Genomic DNA, 19,591 nt, shown 5'->3' on the forward strand with positions numbered 1-19,591 from the left:
CGTTTCGGTACGACCGGACGACCAATAACCTTTTGGGAGCACTTGTTGACTCCTTCTCCTTCCAAGTGATAGGGTGATGGAAGAATGATAACGCCGTTATCTAGCAATTATTGATTAAAGTAGGAGGCAACTATGCTGCATACCCTTGCATTAATTGAGGCCTATCGAATGAATCGGTTGTCGCCGGCCTCGCTGTCCGAGCATCCTTGGCTTCTCTACCTGACCAGCGCTGAGGAGCGTGTCGTAAACGTCGAGCGGATGAAATCGCTTAAGGAGCTTTCCGACGCGAATCTGGTGCTTGATTATGTGGAACGGAGCTTGCGGTTATTGGATGCGCAGCGGCTATCGTTTTGGATGAAGGAGCTTCTGGAGGAGGTGCTCTGCTGGTCGGAAGCGGCAAAAGGCGGAACAGCGCGCGAACGGCTCCGCTGGCAGGGCGAAGGCGTCAACGTTCACGTTCACAACGTCGGGTCGGCTCAGCTTTATGAACGGACATATGGCCTTGGAGCGGCGGGCAGCAGGCAAGCCGTCGTTCGCTGTCTGATCGAAGCGCACGGCCTAGTCGGCCAGCAAATCCGCGGCGAAGTTCCCGCTTCGGATGGCATTATGCTGTACGAGCTTGTCAGGACGGGCGCCTTGACGCCAGATGAGCTGGAGAGGCTGCTCCTCGCGCTCAATCATTGTGTCATCGGCGCCGTATCCGATGAGCTGTGGGAGTCTGTGAAGCCGGAGGCGCAAACGATTATTTCGGCCATTGCGCAGCAAGGTGGAGCGCAGGAGGAAACGCTTTGCGACCGGTTCAGACGGATGCGCGCCGTCGCGGCCTCGCGAGGAGAAGCGTTCGACGAGACGTTCGATTCCCTTACGAGAGAGAATAATCTCAGCGGTCGGTTCGATTCGCTGCAGCATAAGACATTCTGGTACGCCGAGCCGGCTACGCAGGATTTCGCGCTGGAAGATTTTCTGAAAATAATGGCTCTAACCGCAACCGATCCGATCATCCGGCAGGCTAGGCACATCAGCTTCGAGAGGCTGATGAGAGCGATGTATTACGATTACCGCGGCGTCAAAAAGGTAAACGTCTACAAGCTGCGCATTATCGAAAAATATTTGCGCGAGCTGTCATGGCAGCAGCAAGAAGGCTGGTTGCTGCGGCAAGGCGAGCATCTTCGGGTTGCGCTGGAGGCCGGCGAACCGGCTTCGGACACCGTCTTCTTCGAGTTCGTCTTTTCGCCGGCCGCCGAAAAGCTGATCGAATTCTGCGTCGAAGCCGAAAAATCGGCGTTATACGAGCATGCGGTTCTTATGCTGTTCGACCTGTTTGATTTGCGCAGGGACGCTTACGACCGCTTCCATAACGAAGCCGACTACTTGGCTGATATGAACAGCTCGGCCGATTACAAGCGGGTACTGCTGGATTACGTTGTCGGGACTAAAGTCGTCGATATCGGGCCGGGCGGCGGCGTGCTGCTTGATCTGCTGGAGGAGGAACGCCCCGGGACGGAGCCGATCGGCATCGACATTGCCTCCAACGTAGTTGAGGCGCTGAACCGCAAGAAGCAGCTGGAGAACAGGCGCTGGGAAGTCAAGCAAGGGGATGCGCTCCGCTTGCAGGAGCTGCTCGGACCGGAAAGCGTAGATACCGTTATTTTTTCTTCCATCCTCCACGAGCTTTACTCCTATATCCCATTCGAGGGTTCCAAGTTCAACGTCAGAACGATCGAAGCGGCTCTGGTCAGCGCTTTCGAAATCTTGAAGCCAGGCGGCCGGATCCTGATCAGGGACGGCGTCATGACGGAGCCGGACGGCATGCGGCGTATCCGTTTCCTGCGCGAAGACGGGATGAGCTGGCTGGAGCGTTATGCCCGAGACTTTAAAGGCCGGACGATCCGATACGAGAAGCTTAGCGACCAGGAAGCGCAAATGCCGGTCAACGACGCGATGGAGTTTCTCTATACGTACACTTGGGGCGAGGAAGCGTACGTGCATGAAGTGCAGGAGCAGTTCGGCTGCTTCACGCTCTCCGCTTATGAGAACTGCATCGTAAAGCTATTCGGCGGCAAGGCGCGCATCGTCGTCAGCCGCGCTTATCTCCAAGCGGGTTACACGGAAGCACTGGCCGAAAAAATTCGTTTCATGGATGATAACGGAGCCGAAGTGCCGCTGCCTGACAGCACTTGCCTGCTCGTCGTCGAGAAGAACTAGAAGAAGCCTGTTGAGACATCTCAACAGGCTTCTTCTATCGGAATTCGTTAATATTTCCGATTCGCTACTTCTCTCTCCGCTGTCACTTCCGTATAAATCCGCTCCGGCGTAATGATTCGTTTCGGCAGCGTGCGTCCTTCCATCAGCTCCAGCACCGCCTGCATCACATTCGGGCCGAGCATCGGATTGCACTCCACCACCGCGTTAATTTTGCCTTCCACCATCATTTCAAAGGCCTGCCGGGTACCGTCTACCGAAATAATTATGATATCCTTTCCCGGCCGAAGGCCGTGCTCCTCGACCGCTTCGATCGCACCAAGCGCCATATCGTCGTTATGCGCAAACAGAACATCGATTTCGTCACCGTATGATTGCAAGAAAGACCTCATGACCTCTTTGCCTCTTTCTTGCGTGAAATCGGCCGGCTCGCTTGCATAGATCGTTAGCTCGGCTCTTTCTTTGATGGCGTCTCGAAAGCCCGTTCCTCTATCGATGGATGGAGAAGCCCCTTCGGTTCCCCGCAGTTCCGCGATTCGGATCTCGCCGGGCTGGTCCCGCATTTTATCCAGTAAAAATCGTCCCGCCATCCGCCCTTCCTCGTAAAAGTCGGAGCCTATGAACGAGACATAGAGCGATTGATCGGTCAGCTCCATCTTCCGGTCAAGGATAAGCAGCGGAATGCCCGCTTCCTGCACCTCGCGCAGGATCGGCTCCCAGCCAGTCTCGACTACCGGAGCGATGGCTATCACATCAACCCCCTCCTTTATAAACGAACGGACAGCTTCGAACTGCTTCTCCTGCGATTGCTCCGCATTTTTGAACAGCAGCTCGATGCCCGCCTCCTTCGCAGCCTCCTCTATCGACTTCGTATTCGCCAGCCGCCAATCGCTTTCGGAACCCAGCTGAGAGAAGCCCAGCTTCACTTGCCGATTCAACGGTTCCGTATCTCCCGTCTGGATAACGGCCGCCGAAGACTGCTCCGGCCTTACGGCTTCAACTGTTGCTGCACCAGGCGATTGTGACGCCTCGCAGCCGAGGATGCTTAACAGCAACAGCAGCGCCAAAACAACAAATCCAGCCGCCCTGCCTTCGTTATTGACAAATGCTCTTCCCATGCGTTCCCCTTCCAATCGCGAATAAATGGATGAAAGAGGGAATTCGACGTCCTTACGCCGTTTCCCTCTTTCCGCTATGCGCGACGCTTTTGGAGCAGCTGCCTGCTGCTGAACAGCTTCTGAAGCACAATAAATAAGAACAAGAGGAGTCCGATTACGATTCGTGTCCACCAGGAGCTAAGCGTCCCTTCGAAGCTGATGATCGTCTGAATAACGCCCTGAATCAAAACGCCGAACAACGTGCCGGCCACATAGCCAAAGCCGCCTGTCAGGAGCGTGCCCCCGATAACGACCGCCGCGATCGCGTCCAGCTCCATTCCGATCGCATGCAGGCCGTATCCGGAGAGCATGTAGAACGTAAAGACGACACCGCCTAATGCAGAGCAGAAACCGCTGAACATATAAACGCCGACTTTTGTGCGCGCGACCGGCAATCCCATCAGCACCGCGGACTGCTCACTGCCGCCAAGCGCATACGTATTGCGGCCAAACCTCGTATAGTGCGCCAAATAGAACGCCGCCGCGAACACAAGGAGCGCGATCAGCACGCTGATCGAAATAAAGGTTCCCCCGGGCAGCGAAACCTTCGTTTGCGCGACTGACGTATAAAAGGGGTCGGTAATCGTAATCGTATTCGTGCTGATTACGTAACATAGCCCTCTCGCAAGGAACATGCCCGCCAGCGTCACGATAAAAGGCTGGATTTTAAAATAATGAATGATTGCCCCCATCCCCGCGCCGAACACGGCACCAATGAAGAGAACGAGCGGAATGACGACCCCGGCCGGCCATCCGTCCTGCAGCAGCGTGGCAGAGATCATGGTCGTCAAAGCGATGACGGAACCAACGGATAAGTCGATGCCGCCAGATACGATAACAAATGTCATGCCGATCGCGACAATCAACAGAAAGGCGTTGTCGATCAGCAAATTAAGCAGAACCTGCGCCGAGAAAAAGCCGGTGTAGCGGAAGGAGCCGGCGATGAAGATAAGAATGAACAAGGCGACCGTCACAACGATGGGCATGTGCTGGCGTTTAAGCATGACGGGTCAGCTCCTTTTCGGCTGGATATCGGCGGGTCTTCCATCTGTGAGTAAGCGTTTTCCGGAACGACTCGGACTGAATCAGGCAGACGACAAGCACGACGAACGCCTTCACAACAAGGGTAATTTCCGGCGGCACGCCGGTCATATATATCGTCGTAGTCAGCGTCTGGATAATTAGCGCCCCGATCACCGTACCCGCCAAATAAAACCGGCCGCCGTTCAGCGAAGTACCGCCGATGACTACCGCTAATATTGCGTCCAGCTCATACCAGAGGCCCGCGTTGTTTCCGTCCGCGCTCGAAACGTTCGAGCTGAGGATAAGACCTGCTATCCCCGCGCATAACCCGCAGAACAGATACACCGCGATGACGACCGACCTCGAGCGGATGCCCGCTAAGCGGCTTGCCACCGGCTTGTTGCCGACCGCTTCAATGAACATGCCGATCGCCGTCTTACGCGTCAAGAGCGATGCGGCCGCGAATACCGCCGCGACGATAAAGATCGAGAACGGCAGTGTAAACAGCGCGCCCGCTCCGATATACTCATAGCGGTCGCTGGTCACCGTAATGATCTGACCGCTCGTAATCAGCTGCGCGATGCCGCGTCCGGCAACCATTAGAATTAAAGTGGCGATAATCGGCTGAATGCCGACGCCTGCAACGAGAAAGCCATTCCACAGCCCCAGCGCCAGAGAGAGCGCAAGGGACAAGCCAACAGCCGTCAGCACAAGGCCAAGGGCGTTCTGATCCGCACCTTTGCTTATCGTCAAGCAAGCCATCGCGCCGGTTATCGCCACAATTGATCCGACAGACAGATCAATGCCTTTGGTCGCAATGACGAGCGTCATGCCGATCGCAACCAGCATGAGCGGCGCGCCGAAGTTCAAAATATCGATCAACGTGCCGTAAAGATGGCCGTCCCTAATTTTGATCGAAAAAAACGACGGATCGTATAGCAAATTAAACAACAGCAGCAAAGCCAGCACCGTCAGCGGCCAAAACAAATGATGCTTCATCCTTCTCCTCCTCCGGCTATCGCCTTCAACACAAGCTGCTCGCTCATCTCATCGCCCGACATTTCCTTCACCTTTCTCCGGTCGCGAAGAACGGCGATGCGATCGCTGACGCGGAGCACTTCTTCAAGCTCCGATGAAATGAACAAGACGGACATTCCTTTCTCGGACAAAGACATGACCAGCTTCTGGATTTCCGCCTTAGCCCCGATATCGATGCCCCTTGTCGGTTCATCGAGGATAAGCAGCTTGGGATCGGTCAGCAGCCATCTGGCCAGCAGCACCTTCTGTTGATTGCCGCCGCTTAAATTTTTGATCAGCTGATCCGGGTTAGGCGGGTTGATGTTCAGCGCCTCAATGAATTGCTCCGCGATTTCCGATTGGCGCTTCTTCGATATGGTTCGGAACCAGCCTTGGGAAGCCTGGAGCGCCAGCACAATATTTTCACGGATCGTCAAATCATCGATAATGCCCTCGCCCTTCCGGTCCTCCGAACAGAAAGCGATCCCTTGATCAATGGCTTGTCTTGGCGTATGCACGGATCCGGTATCTCCGATCCGCAGCGTGCCTTGATCGGCGCGGTCCGCTCCGAAGAGCAGTCTGGCCGTTTCCGTTCTGCCGGAGCCGAGCAGGCCCGCGAGCCCAACGATTTCGCCTTTGCGGATCGACAGATCGAACGGCTCAACCGCTCCCTTACGGCCAAGCGACCTTGCTTCCAGCACGATCTCGCCGCCTTCATCGCCTGCTTCCGCTTGCAGCTTCGGCAGCTCTTCAAGCAGCTCCAGCTCCTTGCCGATCATCTTGGAGACGAGTTCTATACGGGGCAGCGCGGAGGCCGCATACTCCCCTACAAATTCTCCGCCCCGGAGAATGGTTATTCGATCGGATATTTCATAAACTTGATCAAGGAAGTGCGTGACGAAAAGAATCGCAAGCCCTTCACGCTTCAGCTTGTTCATGACGTCGAACAGCTGGCGCACTTCACCTCTGTCGAGGCTGGAGGTCGGTTCGTCGAGAATGAGCACCTTCGCCGAAATATTAAGCGCTCTAGCGATTGCGACCAATTGCTGAATGGCGATCGGGTACGAATGAAGCGGCTGCGACACGTCGATGGACAGATTCATGCGCTCCTCCAGCAGCTTGGCGGCGGCGCGGTTCAATTCCTTCCACAAAATACGGCCGAGCCGTCGCGGCTCCCTGCCGATAAATATATTTTCCGCTACGGATAAATTCGGACATAAGTTCACTTCCTGATAAACCGTACTGATCCCCGCAGCTTGCGCATCCTGTGGACTTTGGATCTGGATTCGCTTCTGCTCCAGCTCCACGTAGCCGCGGTCAATCGCATAGACGCCAGTTAACACTTTAATCAGCGTCGATTTGCCGGCTCCGTTCTCACCCATCAAAGCGTGAACCTCGCCGGGAAACAAGCGGAATTGTACGCCCGACAACGCTTTGACACCGGGAAATTGCTTATAGATGTCTTTCATCTGCAGAATGGGCAGGCGTTCTTCCATTGGAATGCTCCTCTCTCTTTTGAAGAAAAGCCGTCCCGGCGCGGAGCCGGGATGCGGCTTTTTTAGATTCGGCGATTAATATTTGCGGTTCGGCAGCTCGCGCTTCGCATCCTCGGACGTGAATACGCCTTCCTCCGTTACGATCCGCTTCGGAATTTCTTTGCCTTCGACGACATCCTTAACCGCTTGCATCAGCTGAGGCCCCAGAAGTGGGTTGCACTCGACGATAAAATTGATTTTGCCTTCGCTCGCCGCAATGAAGCCGTCCTTCACGCCGTCGACCGATATAATTTTAATGTCTACACCCGGCTTGAGACCCGCCGCTTCGATCGCCTGAATCGCGCCAAGCGCCATATCGTCGTTATGCGCGTACAACACGTCGATGTCCTCATGCGCTTTCAGGAACGCCTGCATGACCTCTTTGCCTTTGGCGCGCGTGAAATCGCCGGTTTGCGAAGCGATGATTTTGAGCTTCGGATTCGATGCGATCACTTCGGCAAAGCCCGCCATACGGTCGTTCGCCGGAGCGGAGCCTGTCGTGCCCTGCAGCTCGACAATGTTGATATCTTCGCTAGCGTCCTTGTACTGCTCGACCAGCCATGTGCCAGCGCGGCGCCCCTCCTCAACGAAGTCGGAGCCGATAAACGTTTCATAGAGTGAAGTGTCCGAGGAATCTACCGCACGGTCCGTCAAAATAACCGGAATGCCGGCGTCCTTCGCTTCCTTCAGCACCGTGTCCCAACCGGATTCCACAACCGGCGAGAAAGCGATCACGTCGACTTTTTGCTGGATGAACGTACGGATCGCTTTAATCTGATTCTCTTGCTTCTGCTGGGCGTCGGAAAACTTCAGCTCGATGCCGGCTTCCTTCGCCGAATCCTGGATCGACTGCGTATTGGCCGTTCTCCAACCGCTCTCCGCTCCGACCTGCGAGAAGCCGAGCGTAATTTGTTTGTCCGTCTGCTCCGGCGCCGGGGACGCCGATGTCTCAGTGGTCGGCGCGGTCGACGCTCCGCCATTGTTGTTAGCCGGCGTATTCGTTCCTCCGTTGTTGCCCCCGCATGCGGCGGAGAACAGCAGCATGACGGAAGCAAGCATCGCCAGCCCTTTCTTTTTTGTAGCTTTCATGTTTTTCATTCCTCCCCTATAAGTAACCAACTCTATTGGTTTGACTCGATTATAGACCGCTTACAATCGGCGCTTATACGGAGATTCATGCGTAATCGTTGTAAATTTTTATGCGTTTTCGATACCACCGTCCCGATTTGTTCGCTTTTTTGTGCGTTTGTTGTGTTTTTTTGCGAATGTTTGCGCTTCCATATCCTTGAACGTACGATTTTGATATAGTAAGGGCATGACACATTTCTTCATTGAAAGGTCAAGCAGAGCCTATGAAACTGTTCGATTGGATTGCCTCAAGCCTGCGGGCTAAGCTGCTCGCAATGTTTATCATCTTGACATGCGTGCCGTTAATTGCAGTCGGCCTTGTCTCGTATCAAAAATCGTTCAAAACCGTGTTCGGCAACAGCAAAGCGTCCTCGATGATCGTTGGCGAACAGCTGGCTAGAGACATTGACCTGCTGTTCGAGGATACCGGCAAGCTGCTGGAGCTAGGCAACGACCCCCGCGTCCTTCACTTTCTGTTTTCCCAGAACGACACCTATGCCGACGCGAAAGAAATATTAAGGACGATGGATTCTTACCTCGATACGTATAATGACGAAAGCGTTCTCAATATATCGGTTATTAATTTGTACGGAAGAGGAATCAGCGAGCGGCGCGGCGTCTTCCAGCTGGATAAAAATCCGCTTCGCAACCCGCACTTCGCCTATTTGACCAATCATCCTGATCAAATATTGAACATTCCGCCATCGGAATCGTCGCCGCTTGACCGGCTTGACGGCTTTCAATACGAGGATTCGAATGTCATCTCCATTATGACCGCTGTCAAGCAGCGCATCACGCATGAAGTCATCGGCTTTATTGTCATTGACATCGACGACTCGGTCGTCAAGCGCTCCATCGATGAAACGACTTTAGGCAAAACGGGTTTTTTCTATGTCGCCGATGCCGAGGGCAAACCAATCTTCTCCCCAAGCAGCAGACTTGCCGATCAGCTGCCCGGCGCGTTGAACGTGATTCAGCATCCGGAACGCCAATTTGTCGATTCGTCGAATGGAAAACCGAAATTTATTTTCGCTGCGGAGTCCCCCCGAACCAGCTGGCACATTATCGGCTATGTGCCGCTGCAGGAAATTGTGGAGGAAGCGAATTCCATCCGTCAGATGATCATTATCAGCGTCATTTTAAGCATCGTATTTGCCATTACGCTCCATTTCTTTATATCCTCGCGGCTGACCCGGCCCGTCCAGCTGTTGAAAAACAAAATGCAGCTGGCGGCCTCCGGCTATTTGGAGGCGAAGGTGATCACTACCGGCAAGGACGAAATCGCAAATTTGAGCAACAGCTTCAATATAATGCTTGGAAAAATTAGGGCACTTCTGGACCAAAGCATTAAAGAGCAAGAGGAGATGAAAAAAGCCGAGCTGCGAGCGCTGCAGGCTCAGATCAACCCTCATTTTCTCTATAACACGCTGGATTCCATCGTGTGGATGGCGGAATCCGGCCGCAATCAGCAAGTGATCCTGCTCGTCGAATCGTTGTCTAAGCTATTCCGGATTTCCCTCAGCAAAGGACGCGACTGGATCAGCGTCGGGAAGGAGCTGGAGCATGTCCACAGCTACTTAGTCATTCAGCAAATGCGATATCGCGACATTCTCGATTATGAGATCGACATTGATTCTTGTCTCAGCCACTACTCCATCTTAAAAATGACGCTTCAGCCCATCGTTGAAAACGCGATCTATCACGGCATTAAAAACAGGCGCGGCAAAGGGCTGATTCGCATTACCGGCTGCGCGACGCCGGAGAGGGATATTCTGCTCGCCGTCGAAGACAATGGCGCGGGCATGCCGCCGGAGAAGCTGGAAGCGCTGAGGCGCAACCTGCAGCTTCAGCAGCTCCCGGAGGAAACCGGCAAGGAAGTATCCGGCGGCTTCGGCCTGCATAATGTTCAGCAGCGCATCAGCCTATATTATGGCGAGCAATACGGCGTGACGATCGACAGTGCGGAAGGAGCCGGCACGAAGGTTGTCATTCGAATACCGATGAGAGAGGAGCAATCCCCATGAAAAAAGTGATGCTGGTGGATGACGAAATTCTCATTCGCGAAACGGTTAAGGAATGTATTCCATGGGAGAAGGAAGGATTTCAGTTCGTAGGCGACGCACCGGACGGGGAGATCGCCTTGCAGCTGATCGAGCAGCTGCAGCCTGATATTCTAATTACCGATATTATGATGCCGTTCATGGACGGTCTCGAGCTTAGCGCCGTCGTACGCAAGCGGATGCCGGACATCAAGATCGTGATATTAAGCGGGCACGGCGAATTCGAGTATGCCCGTTCGGCCCTGCGGCTTGGCGTTGAGGATTATTGCTTGAAGCCCGTTAGCGCCGCAACCTTGATCGAGCTGCTGCGAGGAGTCAGCCGTATAATCGATGAGGAGCGGCTGGAGAAGGAGAAGCTCCGGAACCAGCTGCGGCACGAATCGGGTAAAGACACAGTAACTAGGGAAAAGCTGCTCAGCGATCTGTGCTGCGGCTTTCTGACAACCTCGGAGGCGATTCACCTAAGCTCGGCAATATCGCTTCAGCTGATGTCTCCTTATTATGCCGTCGTCATCTCGGATGCGCGTGACCCCGCTTGTCACATGTACGGGGATGATGAAATCCGCGGCATGGCTGACTCTACTGCCGCAAAGACGGCCGTAGAACTCGTCCCCCTTACCGGCGATCTGCTCTCATTTAAGCGCAGCCGCACAGAGACCGTTTGGATATTAAAGGGGGATTCGCCGGGTCAGATCGAGGAGCGGCTTCGGCCCTTCCGCGAGCTGCGTGAGCAGGCGGATAGTCCCGGCTGCTTGAACCCGGCCATTGGAATCGGCAGCGTGCACGACCGGCTGCAAGGCATCCACCTCTCCTATCTGGATGCCGAGGAGGATATGCATTGGCATCGGCTGACCCGGCAGAACCGTCAGGAAATGAGAAGCACGGCACAAATGCCGCTTGATCCGACCGCTTTCCTCGACCGCTCGAAATTCAAAGATTTCTTGAAGCTCGGGACGCCTGCGGAAGCGGAGTCGTTCGTTAAGGCGTATGTGTCCGGAATGGGCAGGAATGATTGGGCCGTCTCCCCTCTTGGTTATTACCTTTTAAATGACTTAACCATTGAAGTTCTGCAAAGCGCCAATGAAACGTTCCGTAATGTCGGTTCGCTCGAAGAGGTGCTGGAACGGTTCCAAGCGGATATCGGCTCCGTTCGGACGCACGAGGACGCTTGCAAGTATTTGATCTGTCTTATCGAACAATATTGGAGGTGGAGAGCGGAAGGCGCGGACAAATATGGCGAGCTGATTGCGAAGGTGAAGGATTACATCGCCGACAATTATGATAAAGACTACATTTCTCTGCAAAGCGCCTCCGAATATGTCCGGCTTAGTCCCAGTCACCTGAGCAAGGTGTTCAGTCAAGAAACCGGCAGGACGTTCATCGAATATTTGACGCAGACCCGGATTCAGAAAGCGATGGAGCTGCTGCTCACAACACATGCGAAATCCTACGAAGTCGCTTTTAAGGTCGGTTATAACGACGCGCATTATTTCTCAAATTTATTCAAGCGGGTAACGGGCATGACGACGAAGCAATTCCGGAAAAACGGCGGGCTCGCGCTCGAGCTGAAGGGAGACGGCTATGAAGCTGCCTGCAATCACGGGTAAGTGGCTTCCCGCCCTACTGACGCTCGTTGCCTTACTCATGGCCGGCGGATGCATGAATGAACCTGCAGAAGAACGTAAGCTTCATGCTCCTTCCCCCGAGACGGAAAAGGAAGATACGCTCCTGACGTTCGGCATTCTGTATCCGATGGCGCATCCTTTCTACGAAATGATTACGCAGCTGACAGAAGAATCCGCTGACCCGCTAGGTATCAGTCTGATCGTGAAGGCGCCGGATGAAGTCAATCTGGAGCAGCAGATCCGCATGATGGAGCAGATGATCAAGCAGCGTGTGGATGGGATTGCCGTCAGCCCCGTCGATGGAGAAGCGCTGGGGCCTGTCATCGACCGGGCGATCGATGCCGGTATTCCCGTCATCTGCTTCGAGACGGATTCGCCTGGCAGCAAGCGTCTTTCCTATATTGGCGCTGACCATGCCGAAGGCGGCAAGCTTGTCGGCAAAGCCCTTGGCGAGCTGCTCAAAGGCAGAGGAATGGTGCTGGTAGAACACGGTTTCGCCGACATGCCGGCACAAAAGCAGCGCCTCGACGGCATGCTGCAGTATATCGATTCGAACACGGACATCCAAGTGCTCGATATTCGCTATAACAGCGGAAGCGAGAGCCAAGCATTGGCCGACCTGGAGACCATGATCGACAGCCACCCGCATTTCGACGCTTTTGTGTCATTAGATTTATGGTCAGCCTCCTCCTCCATTCTCGTATGGAAAGCGATGGGCTTGGACCGGGATGTGATCGCCTTCGGCATGCAGACCGAAATTAAAGAAGCCATCCTGAACGGACAGATGACTTCCGTCGTTTCGCAAAATGAGCAGGAGTGGGGACACGCGATTATCCAAAGCCTAATGACGGCCGTGCAAAAGAAGCCTTTGCCAGATTGGGTGGATACCGGGTCCCGCGTGCTTATCCGTGAAACCGTCGATTCGTTCCCGGATATTTCTCGGTCTCTAGCTCCGACCAGTCGTTAACCGGCTAGCCCATTTACAAGGCGGGATGATAAGATCCATGTCCGAAACTTTTTTAGCAGCGCAAAAATAAGCTGAAAATGTGGGGGGAGGCGTACACTTATGAAGGAACTTGTGGGAAGCTGTTCCGTCTGCGGCCGGGAAATTTATTGCCATGACGGCTTTCTAAACGGGATTGTGAACGAGGATAAGACGATTAGCTGCTTCGATTGTCATGAAGAACTCAAAGGTAAGAGAGATAGGAGCTCCGCAAACGAAACGTAAAAAAATGCCTGGAATCGATCCGATCGACTCCAGGCATTCTGCGCGATTATTCATTTGTCACTACAAGCGCATACACGATTCCGGGACCATGTACGCCAATCGTAAGATCATTCTCGATATCCGCCGATCGGCTCGGTCCGGAGATGAAGTGAATGCCCGCCGGCATTTGCTCGCGGATCGAACCGTTAAAATGAGCCAGCACCTGGCCAACTCTCGTATACAAACGTTCTGCCGGAATAATGGCGATCATTACCGTTGGGAGCAAGCTCACCGAGCGGCCTTTATCCGGCGATGACGTCACGATAATGGACCCCGTGTAGGCTGCCGCATAATCGACGACCACTACCCCGATATCCGCTCCTGCGGCAACGGAAAGCCCCTGCTGCTGGTGCCAGACGCTCACTTCCGCGCCGTTCAAGGAACGATCCAGCTCCATAGCGTGGAGCTCTTCTTGGTTTTGAATAAGAAGCTGCTTCGCGCTTAAATCCTTGGAGAGCTGCACGATAAACCGCTTCGCTTCCTCCATCGTTCTCAGTTGAACGGCGTGGCCCCCGGCCTTCTTCCAATTGTCCATAAAAAGGTTAACCCGTTCGTCCTGCTTCAGTTCAAACTCCTGCCAGAAATCAGGAGCGCCCTTGAACGGGTGCGCCGGCGGCTCGCCGCCTTGGCCGCTTCGGCCCAACCGCTGCTTGATATTCCCGATAAACTGCTCCTGCTGACGCAAGGATTTCTCTCGCAAATCGCGCAGGAAGGCCTCATGCTCAGTGCTGCTCATGGCTGTTCCCGCCTCCCTTACGCGTCTTAAGCGCCTGTTCCATACGCTGCTTCGTCTCAGCGGTCATCTCGCGCATCTCCTGCTTTAGATCCTTCTCCAGCTCCTGCCAAGCTTCTCTGAAGCTTTGCTTCGGTAACGCGGACAGATGCCGGTACGAATTCCAGCCCTTTAACGGGCCGATTTTCGCTTTAATTTTGCCTTCGCGCTTCACCAGCACTTGTCCGGCGCGTCCGATTTTCACCGCCGATTCATAGAGCTTATGGTTGCCCATTACGAGCTTAAAGCCCTTCATGCCGGCCGATTCGAGCATCATCCGCTTCCCGTTCTTAACCTTACGGTTGCGGAGATAGACCAGCATATCGTGAAGCGGAATTTTGACCGGGCACGCCTCGTAGCAGGCGCCGCATAAGCTGGATGCGTTCGCGATATCATCCCACTCCATGATGTTTTTGTTCAAGGACGGGGTGAGCACCGCGCCGATCGGTCCGCTGTAGGTTCCGCCATACGCGTGCCCGCCGATCTGCCGGTATACCGGACATGCGTTCAAGCATGCGCCGCAGCGTATGCAATTAAGCAGCTCCTGGAATTCAGGATCGCCAAGCTGCAGGGAACGGCCGTTATCCACGATAATGATATGCATTTCTTCCGGTCCGTCACCGTCAAGCGGACGCCTAGGGCCTGTAATACCCGACATATAAACCGTCAGCTTCTGTCCCGTCGCGGAACGAGGCAGAAGAGTCGACATCACTTCAAGATCATCCCAGGTCGGAATGATACGCTCCATGCCCATCAGCGTGATCTGCGTTTTCGGAACGGTGCTGACCATGCGCGCGTTGCCTTCATTCTCGAACAGCACGATGGAGCCGGTCTCGGCAATCGCGAAGTTACAACCGGTCATCCCGATGTCCGCTTCAAGAAACTTCTCTCTAAGCTTGCGGCGCACAAATCCCGCAAGAATGGACGTGTCGGGAGGAAGCTCCTTGCCGGCTTCCTTGGAGAGCAATTCCGCAATTTGATAACGGTTTTTATGAATCGCCGGAATGATAATATGGGAAGGCGCTTCGCCTGCTAGCTGAATAATATATTCGCCGAGGTCCGTCTCCACGGATTCAATGCCCGCTTTCTCTAGAGCCGCATTGATGTGAAGCTCCTCCGAAACCATTGATTTCGATTTGACGACCGAACGCGCGCCCGCTTCCTTGGCGATTGCCATCGTGAGTTCGACCGCTTCCTCGCTCGTAGCGGCAAAATGAACATGAACGCCGTTCGCTCTTGCATTTTCAATAAATTGCGATAAGTAATAGTCCAAATGCGCGATCGTATGGAGCCGGATTTGCCGCCCCCTCTCGCGCCACAAATCCCAGTTGCCGTGCTCCTCGGAAGCTGATTTTTTGCCGGTTCTTAAGCGTTCCGTCGTAAACTTAACCGCTTTACGCAGGAACTCGTTATTGAGCGCGATTTCCGCTCTTTCCTTCACCGTAGAAGGCGACGTTCCCTCATGACTAGCTCCGCTCACTCGCGAGCACCCCCTCATACAGCACTTCCGCCAGATGCATCACACGCACCGGCTTGCCGCGGTAAGACAGATTGCCCGCAATGTTCATCAAGCATCCCATATCGAGGCCGATTAGAACCTCGGCTTCCGTCTCCAGCACATGGTCCACCTTCTCCGTTACCATGGCCCCGGATATATCGCACATCTTAATCGCAAACGTGCCGCCGAAACCGCAGCAGTCCTCCGCGAACGGAAGCGGCACTAGCTCCATTTGCTTCACGTTGCTCATCAGACGCATCGGCTCGCTTTTAATCCCTAACAGCCGGCTGCCGTGACAGGATGGATGATAGGTGGCCTTGTGCGGAAACACGGCGCCAACATCCTCTACGCCTAATACTTGAACAAGGAACTGCGTAAATTCATACGTTTTTTCGCCCAGCCGCTTTGCCTTCTGCAGCATATCCGGATCATGCTCGAAGAGCTTCGGATAGTAATGCTGGATCATCCCCGTGCAAGAGCCCGAGGGGGAAATGACAAAGTCGCTGTCGTCCAACGCATCAAGCAGCGTCCTGGCCGACGCTTTCGCTTCATCCCAATAGCCGCTGTTGAAGGCAGGCTGCCCGCAGCAGGTCTGCGTTCGCGGAAAGTGAAGCTCGACTCCGTATCTAGCCAGAAGCCTAGCCATCGATTCGCCGACCTTCGGATACAAGCTGTCGCTTAAACAAGTAATAAATAATGACACTTTCATCGGTTTCATTCACCCGCTTACACTTGAAATGATCATCGTGTTCTACTGTGCTTCGGCGATTGAAACGTTCACTCCGATCTCCTTCACCCGCTGTACAAAATCATGGTCGGCATGCTGGTCCGTAATAAGCTCGTGAACCTGGTTTAACGCCGCCACTTGCGTGAAGGACTGTACGCCGAACTTGCTGGAGTCGGCAAGCAAATAGACTTTGTCCGATATTTCAATCATTTTCTTTTTCACTAAACCTTGCTGCTCATTGGACTCGCTTATTCCTCGATCGAGGTGTACGCCCTTGCAGGAAATAAACGCTTTATGGACAAAATACGTATCGAGCGAACGTTCCGCCAGCGGCCCCACATAAGACAAAGAACGGTGCGCGAGATTTCCGCCGGTCGACACGACCTGAATCCGCTCCTTCCCGCTTAACTCGGTCGCTACGCGAATCGAATTCGTTAAGACAGTAATCTCAATATCCGGAAGAATAGCTGCCATATACCAGGCCGTCGTGCTCGCGTCCAGAATGATCCGGTCCCCCGGCTCTATGATGCTGACGGCTAACCGAGCGATCCTCCGCTTCTCTTCCGCATGCATCACCTCGCGCTCCGCGTATGGCACCTCAAGCTGCTGCTGATCCTTTACGCTGACCGCGCCTCCATGGCTTCTGCGAAGCCGTCCCGCTTGTTCAAGCCGGTCCAAATCGCGGCGTATCGTCTCCTCCGTCACATCACACAGCTCGCTTAATTCCGATACTCGCATGCTGCCCCGTTCGTTAACCAAGCGAACGATCATTTCATATCGCTGTGCGACCAGCATCTGGCATCCTCCTCTTTCTCTTTATCTATTGCAATTTCAATAGGTTCGACCATCTTGTATAGGCCGCCGACCAAGCTTCCGCAGCCTCCGGCTCATAGACATCCAGCGGGAAGGAATCCCGTACAATCGACCGGGCTTCCCAAATATTTTGAATAGCGCCAAGCGCGATATACTGAACAAGCAGGTTGCCGATCGCGCTGCCTTCCACAGGACCTGCCCAGACAGGACGCCCAAGGGCGTTCGCCGTGAACTGGCAGAGCAGCTTATTGTTGATGCCGCCTCCAACCATGTGCAGTCCCTTGAAGCTTTTGCCGGAAAGCTGCTCCGTACATGCCAAAACATACTTGTATTTTAAAGCCAGGCTTTCGAGAACACAACGAATGATTGCTCCAGGGCTCTCTGGTATCGGCTGTCCCGTGGCCCTGCAGTAATCCTGAATGCGCATCGGCATATCGCCAGGCGGCATAAAGACCGGATCGTCCGGATCGATAAAGCTTCGGAAAGCAGGCGCCTGATTCGCCTCTTCGACCAATTCCTCGAATTTATAGGAATGACCGGTCTTCTCCCAAGCTCTGCGGCATTCCTGCACGATCCATAGGCCCATAATGTTTTTAAGCAGCCGGTAGGTGCCGTCTACGCCGCCCTCGTTCGTAAAATTCATCGCAAGCGCTTCTTCCGTTAAAACCGGCTCAGCCACTTCCGTGCCAAGCAGCGACCACGTTCCGCAGCTTAAATACGCAAAATCTTTATCGACTGACGGAACGGCGGCCACCGCAGAGCCCGTGTCGTGTTCCGCCACCGCAACTACGGGGATCGAAGGAATGCCGAGCTCCTTGCACACCGATGGCTGCAGCTTGCCGACGATCGTGCCCGGCATAACGATCTCCTTCAATAAATGATGAGGGATGCCTAACTGCTCCAGTAGCCCGTTATCCCAAGCGTTCTTGGTTGGATTATAGAATTGCGTCGTCGTGGCGTTGCTGAATTCGTTCTTCCTCTCTCCGGTCAGGAAGTAACGAAGCAAATCCGGAATCATTAGAAATGAATCCGCCTCGCGCAGAGACACGGAAGCTTCCTTCTTCAAGGCGAACAGCTGATAAAGCGTATTAAAAGGAAGAAACTGAATCCCCGTCCGCCCAAAAACCTCCGATTGCGGAACCGTCTGGAACACTTCCTCCATCAAACCTTCCGTGCGCCGGTCCCGGTAATGCACCGGATTGCCAAGCAGCTCCCCATTGGGACCGACAAGACCAAAATCGACCGCCCAGGAATCGATCGCCATGCTCTCCGGCTTATAGCCCAGCTGATGCGCTTTGAGAAGTCCCTGCTTGATTTCATGTAATAGCCTGAGAATATCCCAGTACAGCGTCTCTCCGGCCTGTACGGGATCATTCGGAAACCGGTGAATTTCTTCCACGGTGAGCTTTCCGTCGACAAGACGGCCAAGCAGCGCTCTGCCGCTGCTTGCCCCTAAGTCGAATGCGAGAATATTCATCTATAGCACCACCTTATATCGGAGCTCTTACTGCCCGCGCTTCAGCAATACGTTCTTCTCGTATTCCTTTACTTCCGCCAGCCACTGCTCGCGCACCGGCACCCCGGACTTCGCGCAGTAATAATCCCATACCGCCCCGAACGGATACGTCTTAAACTCTTCGGTCAGCGCCAGTCTCGTCGTATAGTCGCCTTCCAGCTCGGCTTGCTTCAAAGCCTCGACCGGCTCCAGCATCGCGCGGAGCAGCGCCTTCTGCGTATTGCGCGTGCCGATTACCCATGCCGCGACGCGGTTAATGCTGCCATCGAAGAAGTCGAGGCCGATATGGGTCATATCGAGCAGATCGTTACGGACGAGCTCTCTGCCGATATCGAGAAGCTCATCGTCCATGACGACGACATGGTCGCTGTCCCAGCGCATAGGACGGCTGACATGCAGCAGCAAGCCGGAAGTGAACAGCGCCAAGGCCGAGAATTTATTCGAAATCATCTCCGTCGGATGGAAATGCCCCGCATCAAGACAGATTAGCTTATTATTTTGAATGCCGTAACCCATATAAAATTCATGAGAGCCTACAACATACGCTTCCGATCCAAGACCGAACAGCTTGCTCTCCACCGCATCGAGGTTATGCTCCGGATTCAGCTCCTCCGCGAACACTTCGTCAAGCGCTTCCTTCAGCCGGCGTCTTGGCGCCATGCGGTCGGCAGGCACATCCTTGTAGCCGTCCGGAACCCAAACGTTCGTAACGCAGGTTTGGCCAAGCTGCTCCCCGAAATACGCGCCGATTTTGCGCGACGCCTTGCAATGGTCGATCCAGAACCGGCGGATCTCCGTATCCGAATGGCTGAGCGTAAAGCCGTCCTTCGACTTGTCATGCGAGAAGCAGGTTGGGTTAAAGTCGAGTCCCAGCCCTTGCTCCTTCGCCCAGTCCACCCATTTCTGAAAATGCTTCGGCTCGAGCTGGTCCAAATCAACCTTCTCGTCGGTGTCGGCGTAGATCGCGTGCAGATTCACTTTATGCTTGCCCGGAATCATCGAAAACGCCTTTTCCAAATCGGCCCGCAGCTCCTCCGGCGTTCTCGCGGCACCTGGGTAGTTGCCCGTTACGGAGATGCCTCCGCTTAAATCCTGATCGCGGAACAAAAAACCGCGCACGTCATCGCCTTGCCAGCAATGCATGGAGATTTTGATCCCGGCCAGCCGCTCCAGCACCTTATCCACGTCGATGCCGTGCTGTGCATACATCTGTTTCGCTTGCTCATAGTTTTGCGCGATCTGCTGATCCAT

At 54.3% G+C, this 19,591-nt stretch carries 16 protein-coding genes; 5 read left to right on the plus strand and 11 right to left on the minus strand.

All coding sequences use genetic code 11. The annotated features are described in order from the left end of the window. Positions 1 to 132: 132 nt before the first annotated feature. On the plus strand, positions 133 to 2,205 hold the full coding sequence (locus D3P08_RS22250; RefSeq protein WP_119602323.1) for a class I SAM-dependent methyltransferase: 2,073 nt from the start codon (positions 133 to 135) through the stop codon (positions 2,203 to 2,205). A gap of 47 nt (positions 2,206 to 2,252) precedes the next feature. Here D3P08_RS22250 and D3P08_RS22255 read toward each other — a convergent pair whose 3' ends face one another. From D3P08_RS22255 to D3P08_RS22275, 5 genes are all read right to left on the minus strand, one after another. Then, complete coding sequence (locus tag D3P08_RS22255; protein ID WP_119602324.1) at positions 2,253 to 3,320, minus strand: ABC transporter substrate-binding protein; 1,068 nt, start codon at positions 3,318 to 3,320, stop codon at positions 2,253 to 2,255. Between the two features lie 74 nt (positions 3,321 to 3,394). Then, entirely contained in the window at positions 3,395 to 4,363 is a 969-nt protein-coding gene (gene yjfF / locus D3P08_RS22260; protein WP_119602325.1) for a galactofuranose ABC transporter, permease protein YjfF, read from the minus strand. After that, on the minus strand, positions 4,356 to 5,381 hold the full coding sequence (locus D3P08_RS22265; protein WP_119602326.1) for an ABC transporter permease: 1,026 nt from the start codon (positions 5,379 to 5,381) through the stop codon (positions 4,356 to 4,358). Before D3P08_RS22265 ends, yjfF begins: the two co-directional genes overlap by 8 nt. Then, on the minus strand, positions 5,378 to 6,895 hold the full coding sequence (locus tag D3P08_RS22270; protein ID WP_119602327.1) for a sugar ABC transporter ATP-binding protein: 1,518 nt from the start codon (positions 6,893 to 6,895) through the stop codon (positions 5,378 to 5,380). Before D3P08_RS22270 ends, D3P08_RS22265 begins: the two co-directional genes overlap by 4 nt. A 75-nt stretch (positions 6,896 to 6,970) precedes the next feature. Further along, a complete protein-coding gene (locus D3P08_RS22275) occupies positions 6,971 to 8,023 on the minus strand; it encodes an ABC transporter substrate-binding protein (RefSeq protein WP_119602328.1) in 1,053 nt (350 codons plus the stop codon). A gap of 263 nt (positions 8,024 to 8,286) precedes the next feature. Between D3P08_RS22275 and D3P08_RS22280 the strand changes: the two genes are divergently transcribed. The 4 genes from D3P08_RS22280 to D3P08_RS27425 all read left to right on the plus strand — a co-directional run bounded on the left by D3P08_RS22280 (position 8,287) and on the right by D3P08_RS27425 (position 12,975). Next, positions 8,287 to 10,086, plus strand: coding sequence for a sensor histidine kinase (locus tag D3P08_RS22280; protein WP_119602329.1), 1,800 nt, complete (start codon positions 8,287 to 8,289; stop codon positions 10,084 to 10,086). Beyond that, positions 10,083 to 11,729 carry a response regulator gene (locus D3P08_RS22285; protein ID WP_119602330.1) on the plus strand — a complete coding sequence of 549 codons (1,647 nt, stop codon included), beginning with the start codon at positions 10,083 to 10,085 and terminating at the stop codon, positions 11,727 to 11,729. Before D3P08_RS22280 ends, D3P08_RS22285 begins: the two co-directional genes overlap by 4 nt. After that, positions 11,704 to 12,714: a sugar ABC transporter substrate-binding protein gene (locus D3P08_RS22290; protein ID WP_119602331.1), complete on the plus strand. Its 1,011-nt coding sequence runs from the start codon at positions 11,704 to 11,706 to the stop codon at positions 12,712 to 12,714. Before D3P08_RS22285 ends, D3P08_RS22290 begins: the two co-directional genes overlap by 26 nt. 99 nt (positions 12,715 to 12,813) lie before the next feature. Further along, positions 12,814 to 12,975: a hypothetical protein gene (locus D3P08_RS27425; RefSeq protein ID WP_162848571.1), complete on the plus strand. Its 162-nt coding sequence runs from the start codon at positions 12,814 to 12,816 to the stop codon at positions 12,973 to 12,975. 46 nt (positions 12,976 to 13,021) lie between these two features. Here D3P08_RS27425 and D3P08_RS22295 read toward each other — a convergent pair whose 3' ends face one another. Genes D3P08_RS22295 through rhaA form a run of 6 tightly spaced genes read right to left on the minus strand, consistent with a single transcriptional unit; the run spans position 13,022 to position 19,591 of the window. Further along, positions 13,022 to 13,750: a LutC/YkgG family protein gene (locus tag D3P08_RS22295; RefSeq protein WP_119602332.1), complete on the minus strand. Its 729-nt coding sequence runs from the start codon at positions 13,748 to 13,750 to the stop codon at positions 13,022 to 13,024. Beyond that, positions 13,737 to 15,266, minus strand: coding sequence for a LutB/LldF family L-lactate oxidation iron-sulfur protein (locus tag D3P08_RS22300; RefSeq protein WP_240647709.1), 1,530 nt, complete (start codon positions 15,264 to 15,266; stop codon positions 13,737 to 13,739). The genes D3P08_RS22295 and D3P08_RS22300 overlap by 14 nt, the downstream gene beginning before the upstream one ends. After that, positions 15,253 to 15,993, minus strand: a complete 741-nt coding sequence (locus D3P08_RS22305; protein ID WP_119602334.1) for a (Fe-S)-binding protein — start codon at positions 15,991 to 15,993, stop codon at positions 15,253 to 15,255. The genes D3P08_RS22300 and D3P08_RS22305 overlap by 14 nt, the downstream gene beginning before the upstream one ends. Positions 15,994 to 16,035: 42 nt before the next feature. Continuing rightward, on the minus strand, positions 16,036 to 16,806 hold the full coding sequence (locus D3P08_RS22310) for a DeoR/GlpR family DNA-binding transcription regulator (protein ID WP_119602335.1): 771 nt from the start codon (positions 16,804 to 16,806) through the stop codon (positions 16,036 to 16,038). 25 nt (positions 16,807 to 16,831) lie between these two features. Beyond that, the gene (rhaB, locus tag D3P08_RS22315) at positions 16,832 to 18,301 is read right to left on the minus strand and encodes a rhamnulokinase (protein WP_119602336.1); all 1,470 of its coding nucleotides are present in this window, start codon (positions 18,299 to 18,301) and stop codon (positions 16,832 to 16,834) included. A gap of 27 nt (positions 18,302 to 18,328) precedes the next feature. After that, positions 18,329 to 19,591: an L-rhamnose isomerase gene (gene rhaA, locus D3P08_RS22320; protein WP_119602337.1), complete on the minus strand. Its 1,263-nt coding sequence runs from the start codon at positions 19,589 to 19,591 to the stop codon at positions 18,329 to 18,331.

The sequence above is a fragment of the Paenibacillus nanensis genome (assembly GCF_003583765.1).
In the GTDB taxonomy this organism is placed as follows: Bacteria; Bacillota; Bacilli; order Paenibacillales; family Paenibacillaceae; genus Pristimantibacillus; species Pristimantibacillus nanensis.